At 38.1% G+C, this 21,125-nt stretch carries 20 protein-coding genes; 6 read left to right on the forward strand and 14 right to left on the reverse strand.

The genetic code is table 11. The annotated features are described in order from the left end of the window. Positions 1 to 7: 7 nt before the first annotated feature. The 4 genes from dltA to dltD are packed head-to-tail and all read left to right on the forward strand — an operon-like array spanning position 8 to position 4,091. Entirely contained in the window at positions 8 to 1,483 is a 1,476-nt protein-coding gene (gene dltA, locus L6W14_RS18590) for a D-alanine--poly(phosphoribitol) ligase subunit DltA (RefSeq protein ID WP_237898648.1), read from the forward strand. Next, positions 1,480 to 2,643 carry a D-alanyl-lipoteichoic acid biosynthesis protein DltB gene (gene dltB, locus L6W14_RS18595; protein ID WP_131521148.1) on the forward strand — a complete coding sequence of 388 codons (1,164 nt, stop codon included), beginning with the start codon at positions 1,480 to 1,482 and terminating at the stop codon, positions 2,641 to 2,643. Before dltA ends, dltB begins: the two co-directional genes overlap by 4 nt. A 42-nt stretch (positions 2,644 to 2,685) precedes the next feature. Further along, positions 2,686 to 2,919, forward strand: coding sequence for a D-alanine--poly(phosphoribitol) ligase subunit 2 (gene dltC / locus L6W14_RS18600; RefSeq protein ID WP_016994756.1), 234 nt, complete (start codon positions 2,686 to 2,688; stop codon positions 2,917 to 2,919). Then, positions 2,916 to 4,091 (forward strand): D-alanyl-lipoteichoic acid biosynthesis protein DltD, encoded by a 1,176-nt coding sequence (dltD, locus tag L6W14_RS18605; RefSeq protein WP_131521147.1) that lies wholly within the window; start codon positions 2,916 to 2,918, stop codon positions 4,089 to 4,091. Before dltC ends, dltD begins: the two co-directional genes overlap by 4 nt. 300 nt (positions 4,092 to 4,391) lie before the next feature. Here the strand turns inward: dltD and L6W14_RS18610 are convergent, their stop codons facing one another. The 11 genes from L6W14_RS18610 to L6W14_RS18655 form a co-directional block, all read right to left on the reverse strand. Beyond that, positions 4,392 to 4,919, reverse strand: a complete 528-nt coding sequence (locus tag L6W14_RS18610) for a DUF6241 domain-containing protein (protein WP_237898650.1) — start codon at positions 4,917 to 4,919, stop codon at positions 4,392 to 4,394. Positions 4,920 to 5,259: 340 nt separating this feature from the next. Continuing rightward, positions 5,260 to 5,523 carry a site-specific integrase gene (locus tag L6W14_RS18615; protein ID WP_256451379.1) on the reverse strand — a complete coding sequence of 88 codons (264 nt, stop codon included), beginning with the start codon at positions 5,521 to 5,523 and terminating at the stop codon, positions 5,260 to 5,262. A gap of 187 nt (positions 5,524 to 5,710) precedes the next feature. After that, the gene (eno, locus tag L6W14_RS18620) at positions 5,711 to 7,003 is read right to left on the reverse strand and encodes a phosphopyruvate hydratase (protein ID WP_004228070.1); all 1,293 of its coding nucleotides are present in this window, start codon (positions 7,001 to 7,003) and stop codon (positions 5,711 to 5,713) included. 2 nt (positions 7,004 to 7,005) lie between these two features. Next, positions 7,006 to 8,547, reverse strand: coding sequence for a 2,3-bisphosphoglycerate-independent phosphoglycerate mutase (gpmI, locus tag L6W14_RS18625; RefSeq protein WP_131521145.1), 1,542 nt, complete (start codon positions 8,545 to 8,547; stop codon positions 7,006 to 7,008). After that, positions 8,540 to 9,301 (reverse strand): triose-phosphate isomerase, encoded by a 762-nt coding sequence (tpiA, locus tag L6W14_RS18630; RefSeq protein WP_048390882.1) that lies wholly within the window; start codon positions 9,299 to 9,301, stop codon positions 8,540 to 8,542. The genes gpmI and tpiA overlap by 8 nt, the downstream gene beginning before the upstream one ends. A gap of 19 nt (positions 9,302 to 9,320) precedes the next feature. After that, positions 9,321 to 10,505 carry a phosphoglycerate kinase gene (gene pgk / locus L6W14_RS18635; RefSeq protein ID WP_237898652.1) on the reverse strand — a complete coding sequence of 395 codons (1,185 nt, stop codon included), beginning with the start codon at positions 10,503 to 10,505 and terminating at the stop codon, positions 9,321 to 9,323. Positions 10,506 to 11,042: 537 nt separating this feature from the next. Further along, the gene (gene gap / locus L6W14_RS18640) at positions 11,043 to 12,059 is read right to left on the reverse strand and encodes a type I glyceraldehyde-3-phosphate dehydrogenase (RefSeq protein ID WP_004228061.1); all 1,017 of its coding nucleotides are present in this window, start codon (positions 12,057 to 12,059) and stop codon (positions 11,043 to 11,045) included. Between the two features lie 126 nt (positions 12,060 to 12,185). Further along, positions 12,186 to 13,238: a sugar-binding transcriptional regulator gene (locus tag L6W14_RS18645; RefSeq protein ID WP_054549559.1), complete on the reverse strand. Its 1,053-nt coding sequence runs from the start codon at positions 13,236 to 13,238 to the stop codon at positions 12,186 to 12,188. A gap of 175 nt (positions 13,239 to 13,413) precedes the next feature. Further along, positions 13,414 to 13,536 carry a hypothetical protein gene (locus tag L6W14_RS23100; protein ID WP_004228055.1) on the reverse strand — a complete coding sequence of 41 codons (123 nt, stop codon included), beginning with the start codon at positions 13,534 to 13,536 and terminating at the stop codon, positions 13,414 to 13,416. A 261-nt stretch (positions 13,537 to 13,797) separates the two neighbouring features. Further along, positions 13,798 to 14,031 carry a glutaredoxin family protein gene (locus tag L6W14_RS18650; RefSeq protein WP_054549560.1) on the reverse strand — a complete coding sequence of 78 codons (234 nt, stop codon included), beginning with the start codon at positions 14,029 to 14,031 and terminating at the stop codon, positions 13,798 to 13,800. A gap of 52 nt (positions 14,032 to 14,083) precedes the next feature. Next, positions 14,084 to 15,001: a DMT family transporter gene (locus L6W14_RS18655; RefSeq protein ID WP_237898654.1), complete on the reverse strand. Its 918-nt coding sequence runs from the start codon at positions 14,999 to 15,001 to the stop codon at positions 14,084 to 14,086. A gap of 122 nt (positions 15,002 to 15,123) precedes the next feature. Here L6W14_RS18655 and L6W14_RS18660 point away from each other — a divergent pair, with 122 nt between their 5' ends. Continuing rightward, positions 15,124 to 16,494, forward strand: coding sequence for an aminotransferase-like domain-containing protein (locus L6W14_RS18660; protein WP_237898659.1), 1,371 nt, complete (start codon positions 15,124 to 15,126; stop codon positions 16,492 to 16,494). Between the two features lie 54 nt (positions 16,495 to 16,548). On the opposite strand, the gene L6W14_RS18665 is transcribed toward L6W14_RS18660, so the two are convergent. The 3 genes from L6W14_RS18665 to L6W14_RS18675 all read right to left on the reverse strand — a co-directional run bounded on the left by L6W14_RS18665 (position 16,549) and on the right by L6W14_RS18675 (position 20,301). After that, positions 16,549 to 18,822 (reverse strand): S9 family peptidase, encoded by a 2,274-nt coding sequence (locus L6W14_RS18665; RefSeq protein ID WP_237898660.1) that lies wholly within the window; start codon positions 18,820 to 18,822, stop codon positions 16,549 to 16,551. A 148-nt stretch (positions 18,823 to 18,970) separates the two neighbouring features. After that, the gene (locus L6W14_RS18670) at positions 18,971 to 19,720 is read right to left on the reverse strand and encodes a TPM domain-containing protein (RefSeq protein WP_237898661.1); all 750 of its coding nucleotides are present in this window, start codon (positions 19,718 to 19,720) and stop codon (positions 18,971 to 18,973) included. Continuing rightward, positions 19,720 to 20,301, reverse strand: a complete 582-nt coding sequence (locus L6W14_RS18675; RefSeq protein ID WP_131521138.1) for a LemA family protein — start codon at positions 20,299 to 20,301, stop codon at positions 19,720 to 19,722. Before L6W14_RS18675 ends, L6W14_RS18670 begins: the two co-directional genes overlap by 1 nt. Before the next feature lie 133 nt (positions 20,302 to 20,434). Between L6W14_RS18675 and L6W14_RS18680 the strand changes: the two genes are divergently transcribed. Beyond that, positions 20,435 to 21,049 (forward strand): spore coat protein, encoded by a 615-nt coding sequence (locus L6W14_RS18680; protein WP_004228038.1) that lies wholly within the window; start codon positions 20,435 to 20,437, stop codon positions 21,047 to 21,049. Positions 21,050 to 21,125: the final 76 nt, after the last annotated feature.

The following is a 21,125-nucleotide window of genomic DNA, read 5'->3' on the forward strand; positions in this document are numbered from 1 at the left end:
TTAAAATATGTTAAGTATTTTGGCAGCTATTGAACGTGTGGCCCTCCAGCAGCCACAAAAAACTGCTTATCAGACACACAATGCCTCCTTAACTTATAGTGAGCTTTGGCATTTATCAGATCGTCTTGCCGATTATTTAATGAAGCTTAAGTTGCGGAGACAACAACCTATAGTCATTTATGGACATATGTCCCCCCTACAAATTGTTGCGTTTATCGGAGCTGTAAAGGCTGGCCATCCATATGTACCTGTTGATTCGTCAACACCATCCGAAAGATTACAGCTCATTACAGAAGCTTCTGGAGCAGGTTTAGTATTGACAACAGAGCTATTACAGATGCCGTTGAACCTGCCAGTTATGGCAGTGCATGATATTCTGGATGCCTCCTCAAAGGACGTGATCCTATCATCCGCAACATGGGTTCGAGATGAGGATATCCATTATATTATTTACACTTCTGGTTCAACAGGTCAACCAAAAGGGGTACAAATAACAGCTAGTAATCTAACACACTTTGTTAGGTGGATGCAGGAACACTTCCCTTTACAGCAAGACGGCGTATTTTTAAATCAAGCACCTTATTCCTTTGATTTATCTGTTATGGATCTCTACCCAGCTCTTGTAGGTGGACACACACTTTATGCGATTACACAGCAAGAAATTGCTAATCCAAAAGCCTTGTTTGATTCTTTAGCGACGTCAAATACTCGTGTATGGACTTCTACACCTTCTTTTGCCAAGATGTGTTTGATGAACAAAGAATGGGATCAAAAACTCATGCCTAGGTTGGATACTTTTTTATTTTGCGGAGAGGTTTTACCAATAGCGGTATGTAACGAGTTGATGTTCCGTTTTCCACAGGCAACAATTTATAATTTATATGGTCCTACGGAAACAACCGTCGCTGTATCCTATGTAAAGGTGTCGAAAGAGCTAGTAGCACGCTTCGAACAATTACCGATTGCCCCTATAACGGAGCCAAACGTATCTGTAGCTGAGGATGGAGAAATTATTATTTCAGGGCCAACCGTTAGTGCCGGGTATTTGGGAGCGCCTAAATTAACAGCTAAAGCTTTTCCGATCGTTAATGGCGATCGCATCTATCAAACGGGTGATATAGGCTATGAGCAGGATGGTTATTTGTTCTTTTCAGGTCGTAAGGATTTCCAAGTGAAATTACATGGCTACCGTCTTGAGATTGAAGAGATTGAAAAACAAATCAGTAACCTGCCACCTGTTTCAAGCTGTGTTGTTGTACCTGTTTATAAAGAGAAGGAAATCATTTCTCTTAGTGCCCATATTGTTTTACATGAGCCATTAACAGACGCTGCTTTTAAAACAACAAAGCAATTGAAGGCTCTTTTATCGGCGTACTTACCTGCCTATATGATACCGAAAACATTTAAATATATGGACGCTTTACCACTAAATCCAAATGGTAAGGTAGATCGTAAAGGATTGGCGGTTATGGAGACAGTATGACGCCTTATGGAAATATAGCATTTTTTGTGATCATCGGACTTTTATTATTACCTACCATCCTCTTAGGGTTACGAGGCAAATCTTCGAAACGTTATAATCTTTTTGTATCGGTCATTGTCTTAGCATTAATCTTCGGACATTCATTAAACGGGACGATCTCGCTCGTACTATTTACTGTCTTTCAGGTTGTACTTATTGTGGCTTATCAGCGTTACCGACTTCAGCAAAATAGCGGTACAATTTTTATAATAGCAGTGCTTTTATCCATATTACCCCTGATTCTTGTGAAGGTTTTGCCAATTCTCGGGTTACATCATGTATTTGGCTTCCTTGGTGTGTCCTACATTACGTTTAAAGCGGTACAAATGATTTTAGAAACCCGTGATGGCTTGATGAAAGAGAAAATTTCTGTAGTAGAGCTAGTCTATTTCTTATTATTCTTTCCTACCGTATCATCGGGACCTATTGATCGTTGGCGTCGTTTTACAAAGGATTTTCATACCGTACCTTCCTCGGGAGATTACCAAAAGCTGCTATTGAGTGGCATTAATTATATTTTTGTCGGCTTTTTATATAAGTTTATTTTGGCTTATTTAATTTACAACTACACGCTTATTTATTTGCCTAACCATACGTATAACTATTTGACACCTTTTCAGGGGCAGCTAGCGTATATGTATATGTATAGCTTTTACTTATTCTTTGATTTTGCTGGCTATAGTGCATTTGCTGTTGGTGTGAGCAGACTAATGGGTATCCAAACACCAATTAACTTTAATCGCCCATTCGCCAGCCGTAATATTAAAGATTTTTGGAATCGTTGGCATATGAGCCTTTCCTTCTGGTTTAGGGATTATGTCTATATGCGCTTTGTCCTTTGGATGACAAAGAAAAAATGGCTAAAAAATAAATTTGCTATTTCGTATATAGGCTTCTTTTTACTATTCTTTTTAATGGGTATTTGGCATGGTCTGGAATGGCACTTTGTGGTCTATGGACTCTATCATGCCCTATTGATTATCAGCTTTGATAAATTTGAACGCTGGAATAAAAAGCATAAGCGTTGGCCAAAAAATAAATGGACGCATGCTATTGGCGTAATTATTACGTTTCATGCTGTATGCTTCGGCTTCTATATTTTTTCTGGCACATTATTTTAAACAAAGGGCTGTAAGAGCCTGTTCACTAAAGGAGAATTATTAATGGATCAACAACAAGTTTTAGAAATGCTAGTCGAGTTATGTGAAGATGAAATTATTGTAGAAAACCCAGATATTGATTTATTTGAAGAAGGTTTACTAGATTCGTTTGGAACAATTAATTTACTAGTCGAAATTGAAAATCGTTTTAATATTTCTGTCCCTATTACTGATTTCAATCGTGAAGAATGGAATACGCCTAATCGAATTGCAGGGAAATTAGCTGAAAGACAATGATCAAAAAAGGCTTTCTTTCTTTATTTATTGCATGTGCTCTTTTTACTGGCTTTGTCTTTTTTCCTAATGCTTGGATTAAAGCCTGGATATCCAATGAGGATGTGGAGCAAGCCAAAACGAACATGTCTCCACTTGTATTTCAGGGCACCTATTTACAGGAGCGAATGTTGCAGGAGCCTAATTCCATGCCACTTTATGGCTCCTCGGAATTAAACCGTTTTGATCCGTTCCATCCATACAATTATACGCGAGCAACTGATGCTCCGTATTCGACATTTATGATTGGGCGTGGAGGCATGCAGTCCATTACCCACTTCTTGAATTTTGCAGCACAAGAAAAGAATTTAAAGGATAAAAAAGTGGTCTTTATCATCTCCCCGCAGTGGTTTACAGAGAAGGGCATGGGTGAATTTCACTTTTCACCGAATTATTCCATGTTACATGCTTATGATTTAGCCTTTAATCAGGAAATGGATGCCAACCTTCGTAAAAGAGCAATGGAGCGCCTACTAGAATTTGATACTGTCAAACGAGATCGCCTCTTAAAGACCATGTATCAATATCAAATGTCTAACGGCAAGGAAAAACCAATTACTGGACGTATGGCTATGGTCGCGGGGCGTTTCCACAAGGAGTTACTAGAAAAGAAGGACTTATATTATTCCCTTTTCCCACGTAAAGGTCATGCATTAAAAAGTAATGACAAGCTCATTGCCAATCAAAGCTTTGAGCAACAATTGCAGCATGCAGAGGCATATGGGGAGAAGCGTGTATCCAATGACTATATGATTGAAGATCGCGCCTATCAACGACTTGTAAATGCTAAATTTTCAACGTTTAAAGATATACGAAAAAAAGAGGATTATACAAACTCTCCTGAATATGAGGATTTCCAACTCGTGATAGATGTTTTAAAGGATGCAGGTGCGAAGCCACTATTCGTCTCCATTCCAGTTAATGGCTATTGGTATGATTATAATGGCTATCCTGAGGATCGTCGTCAAAAGTATTACGATAAAATGGAGCAAGTATTACAGGATTCAAGGGTTGCTTATGTTGATTTTTCAGATCATGAATATGATCCTTATTTTATAATGGATACAATTCATCTTGCCTGGAAGGGCTGGGTCTATCTCGATCATGAACTAGATCAGCATTGGGCACAGCCATAACAATAGTCAGGACAGTCTAATATAGTAGACTGTCCTTTCTTATTATCGTAAGACGCCTTTTATGTAAAGCGCCTTTTGTTCACTTATCTTGCTATAGCTGTCACACTAAAAAGCATTCTTACCTCTTGTGCTACGATGTTGAAACCTGCACCGTATTGGCCTGCTCGTGCCGCTTCTTTCTTCGTTCATAAATAAAACCCTCCACCGATAATGTTTTTGTATCCTAGTAATTGGTGGATTTTGTGTAATAAATATTAATGGTAACAAACAGAAAAATTTGCATACAATTTAAAAATTCACCTATTTTTCATCTGTGTAAAATTGTTCAATATACTGCTCTTCTTCCTCGGGCGATAATAAACGAGTTGCTCTTCCTGAATTTGTTGTGTCATCGCCACCTTGCAATTCCCAAATTTTGTTATGGTCGTCAACGGCGTTTGAAAAGTCACCTTTCGACCATCTTTCTAATATTGAAATGTAAAGATCTTTATATTTATAATCGTTCATTTTAACTACAGTTAACAATCGGTCAACTTTTTCTTGTGTTATTCGCTCACGACCCCATTGAGAAGCAGCTTTCACTTTTTGGTGAGACATGCTATGGATGGTTTCATTTACTTTGCTTTCTATTAAATTGTCAGGATAAAGCAATTCTTCTTTTGTAACTTTTTTATCTTCAAGCGCTACTCCGTCAACAACAATAGTGGCTCTTTCTTTTTTGGCAACAGTTTTTTCCATTTGTTCGGTGGATTTAATGTAACCAAAAATCCCTCCAAAAATTATCAATATTGCAATGATAACAATTGCAGATTTTGTTTTTCTCTTCATGTTATTAACTCCTCATTGTAATTTATATCATTATATCATTATGTAATTATGTATTGGTTTATATTATGTAATTAGGATAATAATAACAGAGTGTTCAATGACTATAGTACGAACACTGTTCGTAGATAATGGTATATACTTTGTATACAGCATGTTAACCAATGCAAAATTGCGTTCTATATTTAAATACAACTAATACAATTTTGTATGCGTTAATCCGTCACAGGTGCTCTCTATAGAGGAGAGTACCTCTGCTGAGATATCTAGCATTTTGCAAGGTACATAACGTTTTTGTTTTGCGACTCCCTCCAAGGGTCTGAATAATGTTACGATAATGTGCCTACCTTTCATCACACAACGATTCGGCGCGTGCCATAATGTTTAATGTGACATATTCTTCCGCCACCAAATACGTGTAAAACGACCTCAACGATTTAATTACAGTATTAATGTAAGTCGCCTTTTTACCAAGATTTAATTGATGTTGCATATATTTTTTTACATGAACTGTAGAAATGTCTTCCATTTCATTCATCTTATGAAACTCGTCCAGATATTGAATGAAGTGAGTTGTATTGTAGTTATAAGTTTCTGTTGTTCTGATTGACTAATTTTTAATCTGTAATTCGAATGTAAATTCCTTCAATAAATCTTTAATAAGCACGAAAAAACCTCCAATCTACAAGTGTTTTATTACACTTATAAATCAGAGGTTGTTAAATGTACAACATGGTTCAAAGATAAAAGCTGTATTTTACTAAGTTCAAACCATTTTCTCTTCAATCAAATACTTATTTTAAGTTATAGAATGAATTTAAACCAAGATACTCTGCAGTTGAACCAAGTTGATCTTCGATGCGAAGAAGTTGGTTGTATTTAGCTACACGGTCTGTACGTGATGGAGCACCTGTTTTAATTTGACCAGCATTTGTTGCAACAGCGATATCAGCAATTGTCGCATCTTCTGATTCACCAGAACGGTGAGAAATAACCGCTGTGTAGCCTGCACGTTTGGCCATTTCGATTGCTTCAAATGTTTCAGTTAACGTACCGATTTGGTTTACTTTGATCAGGATTGCATTGCCTACACCTTGCTCAATACCTGCTGATAACTTTTTCGTATTTGTTACAAATAGGTCATCACCTACTAATTGTACGCGTTTGCCGATACGGTCTGTTAATAGCTTGTGTCCAGCCCAGTCGTTTTCATCTAAGCCATCTTCAATTGAAATGATTGGGTATTTATTTGTTAACTCTTCGTACCAATCCACCATTTCTTCAGAAGTTTTGACAACACCTTCACCATCTAAGTGGTATTTGCCATCTTCTTTATTGAATAGTTCAGAGGATGCTACGTCCATTGCAAGTTTCACTTCGTCACCTGGTTTGTAGCCTGCTTTTTCAATCGCTTCTAAGATCACTGTAATTGCTTCTTCGTTAGAGCCAAGGTTTGGTGCGAAACCACCTTCATCACCTACTGCTGTGTTGTAGCCTTTTGCTTTTAGAACAGCTTTTAGGCTATGGAAAATCTCCGCGCCAATACGTAATGCATGACGGAATGATTCTGCACCAACAGGCATAACCATGAATTCCTGAATGTCAACATTGTTATCTGCGTGAGCACCACCGTTTAGGATGTTCATCATTGGTACTGGTAATTGCTTAGAATTGAACCCACCAAGATATTGATAAAGAGGTACATCTAAATAATCTGCCGCAGCATGTGCAACTGCCATGGATACACCTAGAATTGCGTTGGCACCAAGCTTGCCTTTGTTTTCTGTGCCATCTAGCTCGATTAAAGCTTTGTCGATGACTACTTGATCAAGAACAGAATAGTTACCTTCTAATTCTTCCGCAATAATTGTGTTTACATTTTCAACTGCTTTTAATACACCTTTGCCTAGGTAACGAGATTTGTCACCATCGCGTAATTCTACCGCTTCGTATTCACCTGTTGATGCACCTGATGGTACGATTGCGCGGCCAAATGCGCCTGATTCTGTAAATACTTCAACCTCTACTGTTGGGTTCCCACGTGAGTCTAAAACTTCGCGCGCATAAACTTGTGTAATAAATGGCATAATTAATTCTCCTCTTTTTCAATTAATGATTGTCCTGTCATTTCAGTAGGCTGTGACACCTCTAATAATTCTAACATGGTTGGCGCTAAATCGGCTAAAATACCACCATTTCTTAACATTATATTTGATTTTGTCACAATTACTGGAACAGGATTTGTTGTATGAGCTGTCATTGGCTCACCTGCTAAAGTTAACACTTCATCAGAGTTGCCATGGTCAGCTGTAATAATAGCTGCGCCACCTTTTGCAAGGAGTGCGTCTACTACTTTCCCTAAGCATTCATCTACTGCTTCAATGGCTTTAATTGTTGGCTCCAGCATTCCACTATGACCAACCATATCAGGGTTGGCAAAGTTAAGAATAATGCCATCAAATTTTTCAGCCGCAATTTCTGCAAGTAAGGCTTCTGTCACCTCATAGGCAGACATTTCAGGTTTTAAATCGTATGTCGCCACCTTTGGAGAAGCAATTAAAATACGTTCCTCACCAGGGAATTTTTCCTCACGTCCACCACTCATAAAGAATGTAACATGTGGATATTTTTCAGTTTCCGCAATCCGCAACTGTGTTTTCCCATTCGTCGCTAATACTTCACCAATTGTATTTTTCAAGTTGTCATTTTCATAAGCAACCTGTGCGTTGACTTCATCACTATAGTGGGTGAAGGACACAAATTTTAAATTCTTTGGATGATTTGCAGATATAGCAAAGCCATCGAATGCTTCATTTGTAAAAACTGTTGACAGCTGAATGGCACGATCGGGACGGAAGTTAAAGAAAATCACTGCATCATGATCGCCAATTGTTGCTACTGGCTCACCATGCTCTTGAATGCTAAATGGGATGACAAATTCATCGGTTACTTCACGCTCATAGGATGCTGCTACACCACTTTTAGCACTCTCTGCTGCTTGGCCAACACCATCTACCAATACATTATACGTAAGTGCAACACGATCCCAACGCTTGTCACGATCCATAGCGTAGTAACGTCCATGTATGGAAGCAAATTGCCCTATGCCTATTTCAGCCATTTGCTTTTCCGTTTCTTCGATATAGTCTAATGCTGTTGTTGGACCAACATCACGACCATCTAAGAAGCCATGTACATAAACTTCCTCTAATCCCTGCTGTTTAGCTAGCTTTAATAGTGCAAACATATGCTCATAATGACTATGAACACCACCGTCTGATAATAAGCCCATAACATGTAGCTTTGACTGATGAGCTTTCACATGTGCTACTGCATCTAAAAAGGCTTGATTCGTGAAGAAATCTCCATCACGAATAGATTTATTTAAACGTGTTAAGCTTTGATAGACGATACGTCCTGCACCGATATTTAAGTGCCCCACCTCAGAATTCCCCATCTGTCCTTCAGGTAATCCAACGGCTTCTCCCGCTGCTGTTAATGTCGCATGAGGAAATTGATGCCAATATCGATCAAAATTAGGCTTATTGGCCTGTGCTACTGCATTCCCGAATGTTTCATCTCGAAATGCAAAGCCATCTAAAATAATTAATGCTACTGGCTTTTTAGGCATTTGCTGCCGCCTCCAATAATGTTAAATAAGATTCTGGTTGTAAGCTTGCTCCACCAACTAAAGCACCATCAATATGTTCTTTCGATAAAAGCTCCTGAATGTTATCAGGCTTAACACTGCCACCATATTGAATACGCACAGCATTCGCAGTTTCAGCATTATATAGCTCTTCTACTACTGCTCGAATCGCTCCGCATACTTGATTTGCATCGTCTGCCGTAGCCGTTTTACCAGTACCAATCGCCCAAATCGGTTCATACGCAATGACCATATGCTCTACTTGCTGTGCTTCAAACCCAGCAAGTGCCGCTTTAATTTGGCCTGCCACTTTTTGCTCTGTTGTGCCTGCTTCACGTTCTTCGAGTGTTTCGCCACAGCAAATAATAGGTACGATAGTATGTGCAAGTGCTGCAGCTACCTTCTTATTAATCGCTTCATCTGTTTCATTGTAGTATTCGCGACGTTCAGAGTGTCCTAAAATGACATAGTCAACATCCACACTTGCTAGCTGCGCTGGACTAATTTCACCCGTAAAAGCACCTTCATTTTCATAGTGCATAGTTTGTGCACCAATTGCCAGCTCTGACTCACTAGCAACTTGTACAAGTGTAGGTAGGTAAAGAGCTGGTGCGCAAATAACAGCATCTACTTTGTCATTGGAAGGAAGTTTTTCTTGTACAGCATCTACAAACTGAATAGCCTCTTCAAATGTTTTAAACATTTTCCAGTTACCTGCAATAATTGGTTTACGCATTATTTTGCCTCCGATTAGCTTATTTATCGTTTAGTGCTACAATCCCTGGAAGCTCTTTGCCTTCCATTAATTCTAAGGAAGCACCACCACCTGTAGAAATGTGATCCATCTTATCTGCTACCTCAAATTTTTCAACTGCTGCAGCTGAATCACCGCCACCGATTACTGTGTAGCCAGCTGTTGTTGCCATTGCATCAGCAACTGTTTTGGTGCCGTTTGCAAATTTGTCCATTTCAAAGACACCCATTGGTCCATTCCAAATGATTAATTTAGAGTTTTTGATAACTTCTGCATAGTTTGCAGCCGTTTTAGGTCCAATATCTAGACCCATCCAATCAGCTGGAATAGCATCTACATCAACGATTTGTGTTTCAGCATCCTGTGAAAATTCATTTGCCACAACAGCGTCGACTGGCATATGTAATTGCACACCTTTTGCTTTTGCCTTCTCAATAAAGGACTTTGCTAGCTCAATTTTATCTTCCTCTAGCAATGATTTACCGATATCGTGGCCTTGTGCCTTAATAAAGGTAAAGGATAAACCACCACCGATAATTAAGTGATCTACTTTTTCTAAGAGGCTTTCAATAACACCAATTTTATCTTTTACTTTGGCACCACCAATAATGGCTGTAAACGGATGCTCAGGGTTAGACAATGCCTTACCAAGTACATCTAATTCCTTTTGCATTAAGAATCCAGATACAGCTGGAATATGCTTAGCAATTCCTTCTGTAGAAGCATGGGCTCTGTGGGCTGCACCAAAAGCATCATTAACATAAATATCTGCTAGCTGAGCAAATTGCTGTGCTAATGTTGGATCATTTTTCTCTTCGCCAGCATGGAAGCGTACGTTTTCAAGCAGTAGAATGTCTCCATCTTGCATGTTTGCAACGGCTTCTTCCACTGCTTGCCCAATGGATTCATCAAGCTTCGTAACAGGCTTGCCCATTAATTCTGCTAAGCGAATGCCAACAGCTGTTAAACGCATATCTTCTTTTACTTCACCTTTTGGACGACCTAAGTGAGAAGCTAGAATAACTTTAGCACCCTGTTCTACTAAATACTCAATTGTAGGAATAGCTGCACGAATACGCGTCTCATCTGTAATAGCACCGTCTGCCATTGGTACATTAAAATCTACACGTACAAAAACGCGTTGACTCTTAACATCAATATCTTTCATTGTTTTCTTATTTAACATGAAGAAACTCCCTTCAAAGTTCGTTTTAGTCTTACACTCTTGTGTTTTACCCATCTTGGCTCTACACCATGCTTACTAAATTGAAAAGTCATTTTGGTACTTTTTCAGCATCACTATCTCGTGTAAGTAGGATTCTCCAACTTTTGATAATGAACCCTAATACTTGTTTTTATAGTAGCAAAAGTTAACTGCGATGTCTTGCATCAACATGTATCAATTACGCCACTGCGTAATTGCCTCCAGATTTTTTTCGAACTTGCTCCTCTTCAAAATCTGTGACATTCGCTGAGGCTTTTATCTTCTTGTTTCAGTCGGTGATTGGACACTAATGAATCAAGAGAGTAATTTGTGTGTTCATCTCACCACCTATAGAGGTGGGCGTTTTCTGCTGAATCTAGAAAAAAAGGAGTAAGGGTTATCCCTTACTCCCAATACCCTTGTATATTATATCTATTCGATATTATAAAGGCTATACTTTTTGTGCATAAAAAGCAGTAATATGTCACACTTTTTACTCAAAATGTCGAAATATGATACTTATTTATGGTTTAAGCCTTGTTCAGCAATGTATAAAGCTAGGTCCATTAAGCGAGTAGAGTAACCAATTTCGTTATCATACCAAGCTAAAACCTTCACCATTTTGTTTTCTAACACCATTGTTGAAAGGCCATCTACCGTAGAAGAATAATGGTTACCGTTATAATCAATTGATACTAATGGTAGCTCATTGTAATCTAAAATGCCTTTTAATTCATTTTCAGAAGCTTCTTTTAATGCTGCATTAATCGTTTCTTTCGATACATCTGCTTTTAGCTCTACAACTAAGTCAACACATGATACGTTAGGTGTTGGCACACGCATAGAGAAACCATCTAGCTTACCTTTTAATTGTGGCAATACTTTTGATACAGCTACTGCTGCACCTGTTGTTGTTGGAATCATAGATACCGCTCCAGCTCGTGCACGACGAGGGTCAGAGTGTGGGAAGTCTAGAATTCGTTGGTCATTTGTATAAGAGTGAATTGTTGTCATCATACCACGTTCAATGCCAAATTTCTCATCAAGCACTTTAGCTACTGGTGCTAGACAGTTAGTTGTACAAGAAGCATTGGAGATCACATCATCAGTTGCTGGGTTATAATCCTCATGGTTTACACCCATAACAAATGTAGGCATTGCGCCTTTTGCTGGTGCCGATAGAATCGCTTTTTTCGCCCCTGCTTCAATATGCTTGCCTACTTCTTCCATTGAACGGAATCGACCAGTACATTCAAGCACTACATCTACGCCTAATTCACCCCATGGTAATTGTGCAGGATCTTTTTCAGCATATACTTTTACACGTTGACCATTTACTACGAAAGAATCTTCATCTGCATTGACTTCAGCATCATAGATACCGTGTACTGAATCATATTTCAATAAGTGCGCAAGCTGACCAGCATCTGTTAAGTCGTTTACGGCTACTACTTCAAATTCATCATGCTTCATTGCCTCACGAAATACTAAACGTCCAATACGTCCAAATCCATTAATCGCTAATTTTAATGCCATTGTTAATTCCTCCAATAATGTGTGATGTCTGTCTCTATGAATAGAGACATCAAAATTTACTTTATGCTCATTCAAAAAATGCTTAAGCACTTTCTGAGATCGAGTGACATGTTTACAACTTTGCCATCATTCAAGATGCTTATTTTCTATAGAAGATATTTTAGCAGCAATTGCTTTGGCCGCTGCTTCATCTGTTACAAATATGGTTTGCTTAGGTGCTACTTTGAAATAAGAAAGCATTGCATTGACCTTCTGTTTTCCTGCTGCAACTGCAATGACCTGCTCACTGTTTTGTACCTGCTCAAGCTGGATACCAATTGTGCGTATACGATGTACTATTTCTCCGTCTGCATTGAAATAATAGCCGAAAGCCTCACTCACAGCGCCTTTTTCCTCAAGAATTCGCAAATCCTCAGGAGATGAGTTACGACGAATCGCCATTTCCTCTGCAGAGCCAATCCCATGAATGACGCAATCTGCTTGATCATAGAAGGCCATCATTTCTGTTACCATAGGCTCTGTTAGCATCGCTTGATAAGCTTGCTCACTTAAATGCTCTGGTAAAAATAAAGTACGGTATTGTGTTTCCATTTGCATGGCAAATGTTGCAACAAGTGTATTGGCCTGCATTTGCATTTCATGTCCAATCCCCCCGCGTGCAGCTACAAAAGTGATATCCTTTTGTCCGTCTAAAGGATGTAAAAACTGCGCAAGTGAGGCAACAGATTTTCCACCAGTGACAGCTACAACTTGCTCATCAAAAGCAGCCGACATAAATTGCAAGGCTGCTTCTTTGCCTAGCATGCTTAGGATTGTATGATCCTCATTGTAATCACCAGGAACTACGACTACACGTTGGATGCCAAAGTGGCTTTCAAGCACTTTTGCAAGCTGGGTTAAACCAGACCATTCATAAACGATGGCTCTTAATTTTTCAATGACTATTTCACCATCATCTGTACATACCATACCCGACTTTTGCGCATCTAATAACCCTTGTTCACGTAAAATATCAGTTTCTTTGCGTATTTCTCTTTCTGTCATTTTCAGTGAATCAGCTAGTGTACGTCGTCCGATTGGTTGCATGAGTTGAACGGCTTGCAATATTCGATATCTTGCTTGCAGAAGCGGATACATTTCAGGAAGTAGCCTTTGCTGTGCCTCTGGAACAGTTAACATATCTATCTACTCCCCTAATTAATAGTGGTGGGTTTATTTTTAACCCACTTAATTGTTTTGTGTCCCACTTATGCTTTTATTATAATATGCATTGTTTTAAAGTGCAAGTAGTTGTATTGTTCTGGATAAAAAAAAGCCTCATAGCTCTAAAAACAGCTACAAGACTTTGTTGAACTTATTTAGTGAAAGATAAAATTGCGTTCTTTTTAAAACCTTCTAAAGCTTTTGTTGCTTCAGTTTTATTTGTAAATTCAAAAATACGAACGTCCTTTTTCTCAAATACTGTAATAACCCACATTGTAAAATCTCCCTTCACATCATTCATTTTTGTAATATAACAACCACTAAAATTTGTGATACATTCGCTAAACTGTTTTATAACAACTTCTTACTTGATACCTATTCTACTCCGATTTTTAGGAAAAGAAAGTCTAATGTGAAGGTCTTCACAAACTGTTCAAATTCAAACCGCTTTCATTGAACAATTTGTGAATTGTGAGAATGACAGCTAATAATAAAGTCATTTATACCGTTAATAACTCTTTATACTTTCAGTAGATTAACTGCCTAATCGCTCCATTAACGTGGCATAATCTAAATGACCATACTGAATGACGACACCCTCTTTTTCAACAACCGGAATCATTAGCATATATTTTTCATGTATACGATCATCCTGCTCTATATCAATTATTTCAATATCAAATAGAACATCTTCCTGAACAAGCTTTAATGTCTGTAGCCCTTCTACACATAAAGGACAATTCGCCCGACTAAAAAATTTAATTTTCATAGATAGCACCTCCTCCTTTATTATAAACGATGTGGCAATGAAGAAATGGCTACTATTCTTTGATGATGTTTATTTGAGCTGTCTTAGCATCCTTCTTTGTAATGGTTGTATTTTTGCCAACAATGACGGAAATCACAACAATCATTGCCACGACGATCGTAAACCAAGAGATGGATTCATTTAAAAATAGCGTAGCAAAAAGAATCATTAAAAATGGCTGTAAATATTGGATCTGACTAACTCTTGCAATACCTCCTAAAGCCATTCCCCCATACCAAGCAACATATGCTAAAAACTGACTGACAACAGCTAAATATAACAGGCTAACCCACGCTGTAAGAGGGGCATGTAGCATTTCCAAGGAAAAATTAGAAATGACGGGGACAATAAAAAAGGGAGCCGCCATCAAAATAGCCCAAGCAATCACCTGCCAGCTCCCTAATTCCTTCGCTAACTGTCCTCCTTCTGCATAGCTAAGACCTAATATTACAACTGCTGCTAATAATGCTAGATCTGCCATATGTAATTGGCCTAAGCCTAAAAAGCTAGCATATATAATAACGGCTATAGCCCCAATAACACTCGATAACCAAAACTTAAATGAGGGACGTTCACCTGCTCTGAATAGAGCAAAGCCCGCAGTCGCTAAAGGTAAAAGTGCTAATTCTACCGCTCCGTGAGAAACTGGTAACCTTGTCATTGCCCAAGATGTAAGTAAAGGAAACCCTAATACAGCCCCAAAAGATACTATTATCAAGCTTTTAAATTGTCTAGCAGTCGGTAGTCTTTCTTTTCTTACAAGTAAAACAATGGCGACGATGAACGCCGCAATGACAGCTCTCCCCAATCCTACAATTGTCGCTCCAAAATATGGTACAGCTGTACTTGTTGCGGGTAACGTTAGACTAAAGCAAATTACGCCCACAAATCCTAACAGCAAACCTATTTTTTCTTTTCTTTTATCCTGCATGTTCTCATCCTTCCATTTTCCTCTCCATCTGTCCCTGGTATAATCCATAGTAAGTGGCACTACCTCAAAAATAAACAGAATTTTCTACCAACTGTCCTGGTACAGATAAAGGAGGAAAGATGATGATTGCAAAATATTTAGAGGTTGTAGAGGACATTAAAGAGCAGCTTGCTAATGGTGTGCTCCTTGCAGGCAGTAAACTACCTTCCGTTCGACAACTGTCTGAGCAATTTTCCTGCAGTAAAAATACAGTGATAAGAGCGTATAATGAATTAGAAAAGGAGCATCTTATTTTTTCCAAACCCAAAAGTGGCTATTATGTTGTGAATAACATAGAGCAACCAACTACAAACCAACAAGTTATTGATTTTTTATCAGCTGGCCCAGACAAAAGCATTATGCCCTATATTGAATTTCAGCATTGCATCAATCAAGCTATTGACACATATAAAGAAGAATTATTTAGTTATAGTGATCAGCAAGGGCTTTACTCGCTGCGTGTACAATTGGCTAAGTATCTACAGGACTTACAGGTCTTTACTGAACCTGATCGATTATTTGTTGTCTCGGGCTCACAGCAAGCATTACATTTACTAGCGGCAATGCCTTTTCCGAATGGTAAAAATAATATATTAATAGAACAGCCTACCTATTTTGGTTTTATAGAATCTGTCCATCTGCAACAAGCTACAACTTTTGGGATTGATTTAACAATGGAGGGCATTGATTTAGATCGTCTTGACTATATTTTTCGCAATAATGACATTAAGTTTTTTTATACTGTGCCGAGATTCCATAATCCTCTTGGTCATAGCTATACAAATGACGAAAAAAGAAAGATTGTGGAATTAGCAGAAAAATATGATGTTTATATTGTGGAGGATGATTTTTTAGGAGATTTAGATCCTAATAAAAAAGCGGATCCGTTTTTTTCTTTTAATCCCACTGGCAGGGTTATTTATATTAAAAGCTTTTCAAAGGTATTTCTACCGGGTTTAAGAGTAGCGACAGTCGTCCTTCCCACTATAATGACAAATCATTTTCTACGTTATAAATTTAGTGCTGATTTCAATAGCTCTGTGCTCTCGCAGGGTGCCTTAGACATTTATTTAAAAAGCGGTATGTTTAATAGTCATATTAAAAAGATTAAAGAGCTTTATGTAAGAAAAATGAGCGTTTTACAGGAGGCTTGCGAATCATTACTTCCCACCTCTACTAACTATACGAAACCAGTATCAGGCTTTTATCTTTCCATTTTTCTTCCTGATAATGTAAGTGCTAGGCAGGTGGTTCATTTATTAAAGGAAAAAAATATATTGATGGATGACGCTGCTAGAATGTATCTACCAGAATTTAAAAAGGATAATCTTATTCGTTTAAGTATTTCTCAGGTAGATGAACCATTAATTTATACTGGTATCGAGCAACTAGCACTGTGCATTTCATCATTTGAACGTAAAATGCGCTATCCAAAGCCCATTCACCTATTGTAATAAAAAAAGGCATTGATTGTGAGCAAGCTACACATCAATGCCTTTCGTTTTAAATTATTTTAAATGACTATCGAAGAATTTTACCATGGCATTATAGAATTCAATTCTATTTTCTTCATTGGCAAAGCCATGTCCTTCATTATCTTTTAGCATGTACTCTACATCCACACCTCTAGCGCGTAAGGCTTCCACAATTTGATCGGATTCTGCTTTGTTTACACGTGGGTCATTTGCTCCTTGTGCGACAAATAATGGTGTTTTGATTTTATCTGCATGGAAAACTGGTGAAACAGCAGTTAACAATTCTTTGTCTTTCTCTGGATGACCTACGCGCTCATAAAACATGTTACGCATAGTTTCCCAGTAAGGAGGGATGGTATTTAATAATGTAAATATGTTAGATACCCCGACATAATCAACTGCAGCAGCATATAAATCAGGTGTATACGTAATACCCGCTAATGTTGCATAACCACCAAATGATGCCCCATAAATACCGATGCGATCAGGGTCTGCAATGCCTTGGTCAATTGCCCATTGGACACCATCAGTGATGTCATCTTGAATCTTCAGACCCCATTGCTTATTACCAGCCTGAAGGAATTCTTTACCATATCCAGTTGATGAACGGAAATTCACCTGTAGCACTGCATAGCCACGATTAGCTAATAATTGTACTTCTGGGTTGAAGCCCCACATATCACGTGCCCAAGGCCCACCATGAGGATTGACAATAAGAGGGAGATCTTTTGCTTCTTTATTTTTCGGTAAAGTTAAATAGCCATTAATCGTTAAGCCATCTCGGCTCTTATATGAAATTGGATGCATTTCGGCAAGTTCATTCGGATTTAACCAAGGGCTTAAAGTGGCCAACTCGGTTAATTCATCTGTCGTAGAATCGTAATAATAATATTTTCCATAGACAGTATCACTTGAAACACTCACAATAAATTTTGTCATTTCTTTATTGTAATCATTGATACCAAGCTCACTTTCATGCACATTCAGCTTACTTTGAATTTTACGGAAAAGCTTTTCAAAGTTCTCGTCAAAGAATTGGTAATGTGTTTTATCTGTTATATATGCACCATATAGCAATTTATCGTGTTCGGCACTATATAAGACACCCGAAACATCTACCTGATCATTAGACATAATTACTTCTTCATTACCTTTTAAGTCGTATTTCACAACTTCTACTTTGTCTCTACCTTTGTTAGATGTAGCGTAAATGTATTGATTGTCTTTTGAGAAAGCTAGTGGCATTACTTCATCTCCAGCTTCCATTTCAATAAATGGCTTGAATTCATCCTTTTCAGAATCTCGATAAAGAATCGTTCCTTCCACACCATCTGAGGCTACAGCAATTCGTACATTTCCATTGCGATCTGCTAGCCAGCTCGTAATATTACCCGGATTTTTTGCAACGTGAGTTGTTTCCCCAGTCTTTACATTCAACTTGTAGACATCAAAAACTGTTGCATCTTCCTTATTCATCATGATAAGTATTTCATCTTTAACACCTTGTAGGCCACTTAATATCCCAACTGTGACGTTTGGATATGGCGTTAGATCTTTTTCCTCAGAGCCATTAAATGTTGTAGAATAAATATGGAAGTTTTCATCTCCACCTTTATCCTTTACGTAGAGTAAAGCATTATCCTTCCAGAAAAATCCTGCAACGTCCCGATCTTTTGAATTCGAAACACGAACAGGCTCACTATCATCATTCATCTTTTTCACGAAAACATTGGATCTATTCTCCCAAGCAGAAGAAAAAGTAATGTAATTGCCATCTGGCGAAAGTTCATAACCGAAATTTCCAGGATTTTTCATAAAGTCTTCAACTGAAATTTCCTTTACACCTTCATGATTAGAACCATTTTTTATTTGTTTTGCATTGTTTAAAATTTTTACTGCATCTGGTTTTGAAATTGCTTCTGAATTTAATGATAAACCATTAAATACACCAATCTTATTGGCCTTCTCTAAATACTCAGCAAGTGAAGTCTCTTTTTCTTCTTTATTTAAAGCTCTAACTAAAATTCGAGCCACTTCATCACGTTTAATAGTCAAACTTAAATCTGTGAATTCTCCAGCCTTTACCCATTTATCAATAATTTGTTGACGCATTGAATCTGAGCCGTGCTGGAATGTTAAAGTTGTTACAGCTAAATTCAAAAATTCCTGCGCTGATACACGTTCTTCTTGTGCTATTACGCCGCTATTTGTTTCATTGGCAGCACGAACATCTTGCATGGTTGCAGGAATAACCACAGAGGTTGTTAAAATGATTGCTAACGATGCAGATAAAAATCTTTTTTTCAAAATGATTCCTCCCTATATCAGTTTACGTTATATCGATTGTCGATATATTTAAATTATAGCAATTCTAGCATTATTGTCAATAATTGAGAGTTTTTTTATTCAGCCAAAATGAAAGCGAACTAAATAGAATAGTTCGCCATTACCTCTATTAAAATTTCCTGCTTGCTCCCCCACCAGCAGAAGATCCGCCACCAAATCCGCCAAAGCCCCCTCTACTCGAATGTCCTCCACCAAAACTACCTGGATAACCGCCATAGCCTCCAGAGCGAGGACCTCCGCCACCCTTCGAAAAGAATGAATAGATAATAATAACAACGATAATGATTAGGATAATTAACCAAGTGGGTATGTCATCCTCTTCTTTTGTTTGCGCTGGCAAATCACCGCTCCAATTATACTCTTGGGCAACAGCGCGAAAAACTTCAGAATAGGTTGCTTGAAAAGCTTGATCTAAATTACCAGTACTTGCTGAGGGATAAAATGCATTATCTAAAATGCGTCCTAATTTACCATCTGGTAATGCTCCCTCTAATCCCTGACCCACGGCAATTACAACGTCGTTATTTCCTTCCCCTTGACCTAAGGTAGCTAAAATCAGGACACCGTTATTTTTTTCCTTGTCACCAATGCCCCATGACCGAATCAATTTTGTCGCATACATTTTCGGCTCTTGTCCATGAAGACTATCAACTGTGACTACCATGATTTCAGCACCCGTGCCTTGATCCAACTGCTCAGAATATTGATTTATCTCTTCTTTGACATTCGCAGAAATTACATTGGCAAAGTCATGTATATACGTATTTTTCATCGGTGATGGCATCGTTGCTTCTGCTAGATTCGAGAAAAAAAGAAGCACCGAACAAACGACGATCATCTGTATAATGCAACGTTTCATTAATGTGTACCTGATTGACTAAAATCGATAGATGGTGCTTTGTCAGCTCCTGCTGTGGCTTTAAAGTATTCTTTTTGTTCAAAGCCAAACATCCCTGCCATTAAATTCCCCGGGAAACGTTTAACATGTTTATTGAATTGCTGTACCTCATTATTGTAATCCTCACGTGCTACTGCCAGACGATTTTCGGTACCTGCTAGCTCATCCATTAACTGGCGGAAATTTGCATCTGCCTTTAAGTTTGGGTAATTTTCTACAACTACTAGTAAACGACTAAGAGCGCCCGTTAAAGCATCATTGGCAACAGCTTGCTCCTCTGGTGAGCTTGCACTTCCCATTTGTGCACGTGCCTCCGTAATATTGGCTATCACCTCTTGTTCATGATTCGCGTAGCCTTTCACAGATTCCACTAGATTGGGAATCAAATCATAGCGACGTTGGAGCTGATTTTCAACTTGTGCCCATTTAGAATCAACATTTTCCTCGGCTGTCACCAAACTATTGTATTTAGGTATAAATAATAAGGCGATTACAATAAAAATGATGACAATTATTCCAATTGGTCCAAGTAACTTTTTCAATTTTAATCCTCCTTGACTTGCTTTTCCTTCTATCTTTAGTCTACATTTTTACCTTTACATTTATACCGTATGAAATTGAATTGACACGACATACTAAATACTGCAACAAAAAATTATTGAGGAGGCGTTTTTTTTGTCACAATCGTTTTACAATGAATCATCAAACCAAACAAATTTAAATCAACAACATAGCCTAAATCATGGTGGACATGAAATGATGGACATGCATGAAACAATTGGCGAAATTATTGCAGGTATGAACCAAGCGATTATTTTGCGTCCCCATGTAAAAGATCCTGAATTACTCAACATTTTGGATCGCCAATATAATTTCACTCTTGGTATGTACAATACGATCGTAGAGTCCTTTAAAACAGGACACGATCCATCTGTTCCAACAGGACGCTACCAAATGGAAACAGGAAATGATTTCAAATATGGCCTAAATCCAGGTCAACCAAAAAAACCAATGCAAAACGCTAATGAAATTAATGATGAGGCTATTTCTGGATTTTTACTTGGAGCTCAAAAAGGAGCAGCAAAATGTATGACAACTGCTGCGTTGGAGACAACAAACCCTGTAGTTCGTCGCGTTGTTGCGGATAGTATTCCTAACTGTATTGAAATGGGATACGAATTATCTATTTATCAAAATAAACACGGCTATTATCAGGTGCCTCAGTATTCCCAACAGGATATGCAAACGATGCTGAATGCATTCGACACAACATCTAATCCCCTTCATTAAATAAGAACAGTGCATGGTGAATATTCACCATGCACTGCTGTTTTTAACATAAAAAAGCGAACGAGCATATCGTTCG

Source organism: Lysinibacillus sp. ACHW1.5 (genome assembly GCF_022014815.1).
In the GTDB taxonomy this organism is placed as follows: Bacteria; Bacillota; Bacilli; order Bacillales_A; family Planococcaceae; genus Lysinibacillus; species Lysinibacillus capsici.

Coding starts and splice junctions, on each gene's coding strand:
- dltA (WP_237898648.1), top strand. CDS start 8: ATGTTAAGTATTTTGGCAGCTATTGAACGTGTGGCCCTCCAGCAGCCA.
- dltB (WP_131521148.1), top strand. CDS start 1,480: ATGACGCCTTATGGAAATATAGCATTTTTTGTGATCATCGGACTTTTA.
- dltC (WP_016994756.1), top strand. CDS start 2,686: ATGGATCAACAACAAGTTTTAGAAATGCTAGTCGAGTTATGTGAAGAT.
- dltD (WP_131521147.1), top strand. CDS start 2,916: ATGATCAAAAAAGGCTTTCTTTCTTTATTTATTGCATGTGCTCTTTTT.
- L6W14_RS18610 (WP_237898650.1), bottom strand. CDS start 4,919: ATGAAGAGAAAAACAAAATCTGCAATTGTTATCATTGCAATATTGATA.
- eno (WP_004228070.1), bottom strand. CDS start 7,003: ATGCCATTTATTACACAAGTTTATGCGCGCGAAGTTTTAGACTCACGT.
- gpmI (WP_131521145.1), bottom strand. CDS start 8,547: ATGCCTAAAAAGCCAGTAGCATTAATTATTTTAGATGGCTTTGCATTT.
- tpiA (WP_048390882.1), bottom strand. CDS start 9,301: ATGCGTAAACCAATTATTGCAGGTAACTGGAAAATGTTTAAAACATTT.
- pgk (WP_237898652.1), bottom strand. CDS start 10,505: ATGTTAAATAAGAAAACAATGAAAGATATTGATGTTAAGAGTCAACGC.
- gap (WP_004228061.1), bottom strand. CDS start 12,059: ATGGCATTAAAATTAGCGATTAATGGATTTGGACGTATTGGACGTTTA.
- L6W14_RS18645 (WP_054549559.1), bottom strand. CDS start 13,238: ATGTTAACTGTTCCAGAGGCACAGCAAAGGCTACTTCCTGAAATGTAT.
- L6W14_RS23100 (WP_004228055.1), bottom strand. CDS start 13,536: ATGTGGGTTATTACAGTATTTGAGAAAAAGGACGTTCGTATTTTTGAA.
- L6W14_RS18650 (WP_054549560.1), bottom strand. CDS start 14,031: ATGAAAATTAAATTTTTTAGTCGGGCGAATTGTCCTTTATGTGTAGAA.
- L6W14_RS18655 (WP_237898654.1), bottom strand. CDS start 15,001: ATGCAGGATAAAAGAAAAGAAAAAATAGGTTTGCTGTTAGGATTTGTG.
- L6W14_RS18660 (WP_237898659.1), top strand. CDS start 15,124: ATGATTGCAAAATATTTAGAGGTTGTAGAGGACATTAAAGAGCAGCTT.
- L6W14_RS18670 (WP_237898661.1), bottom strand. CDS start 19,720: ATGAAACGTTGCATTATACAGATGATCGTCGTTTGTTCGGTGCTTCTT.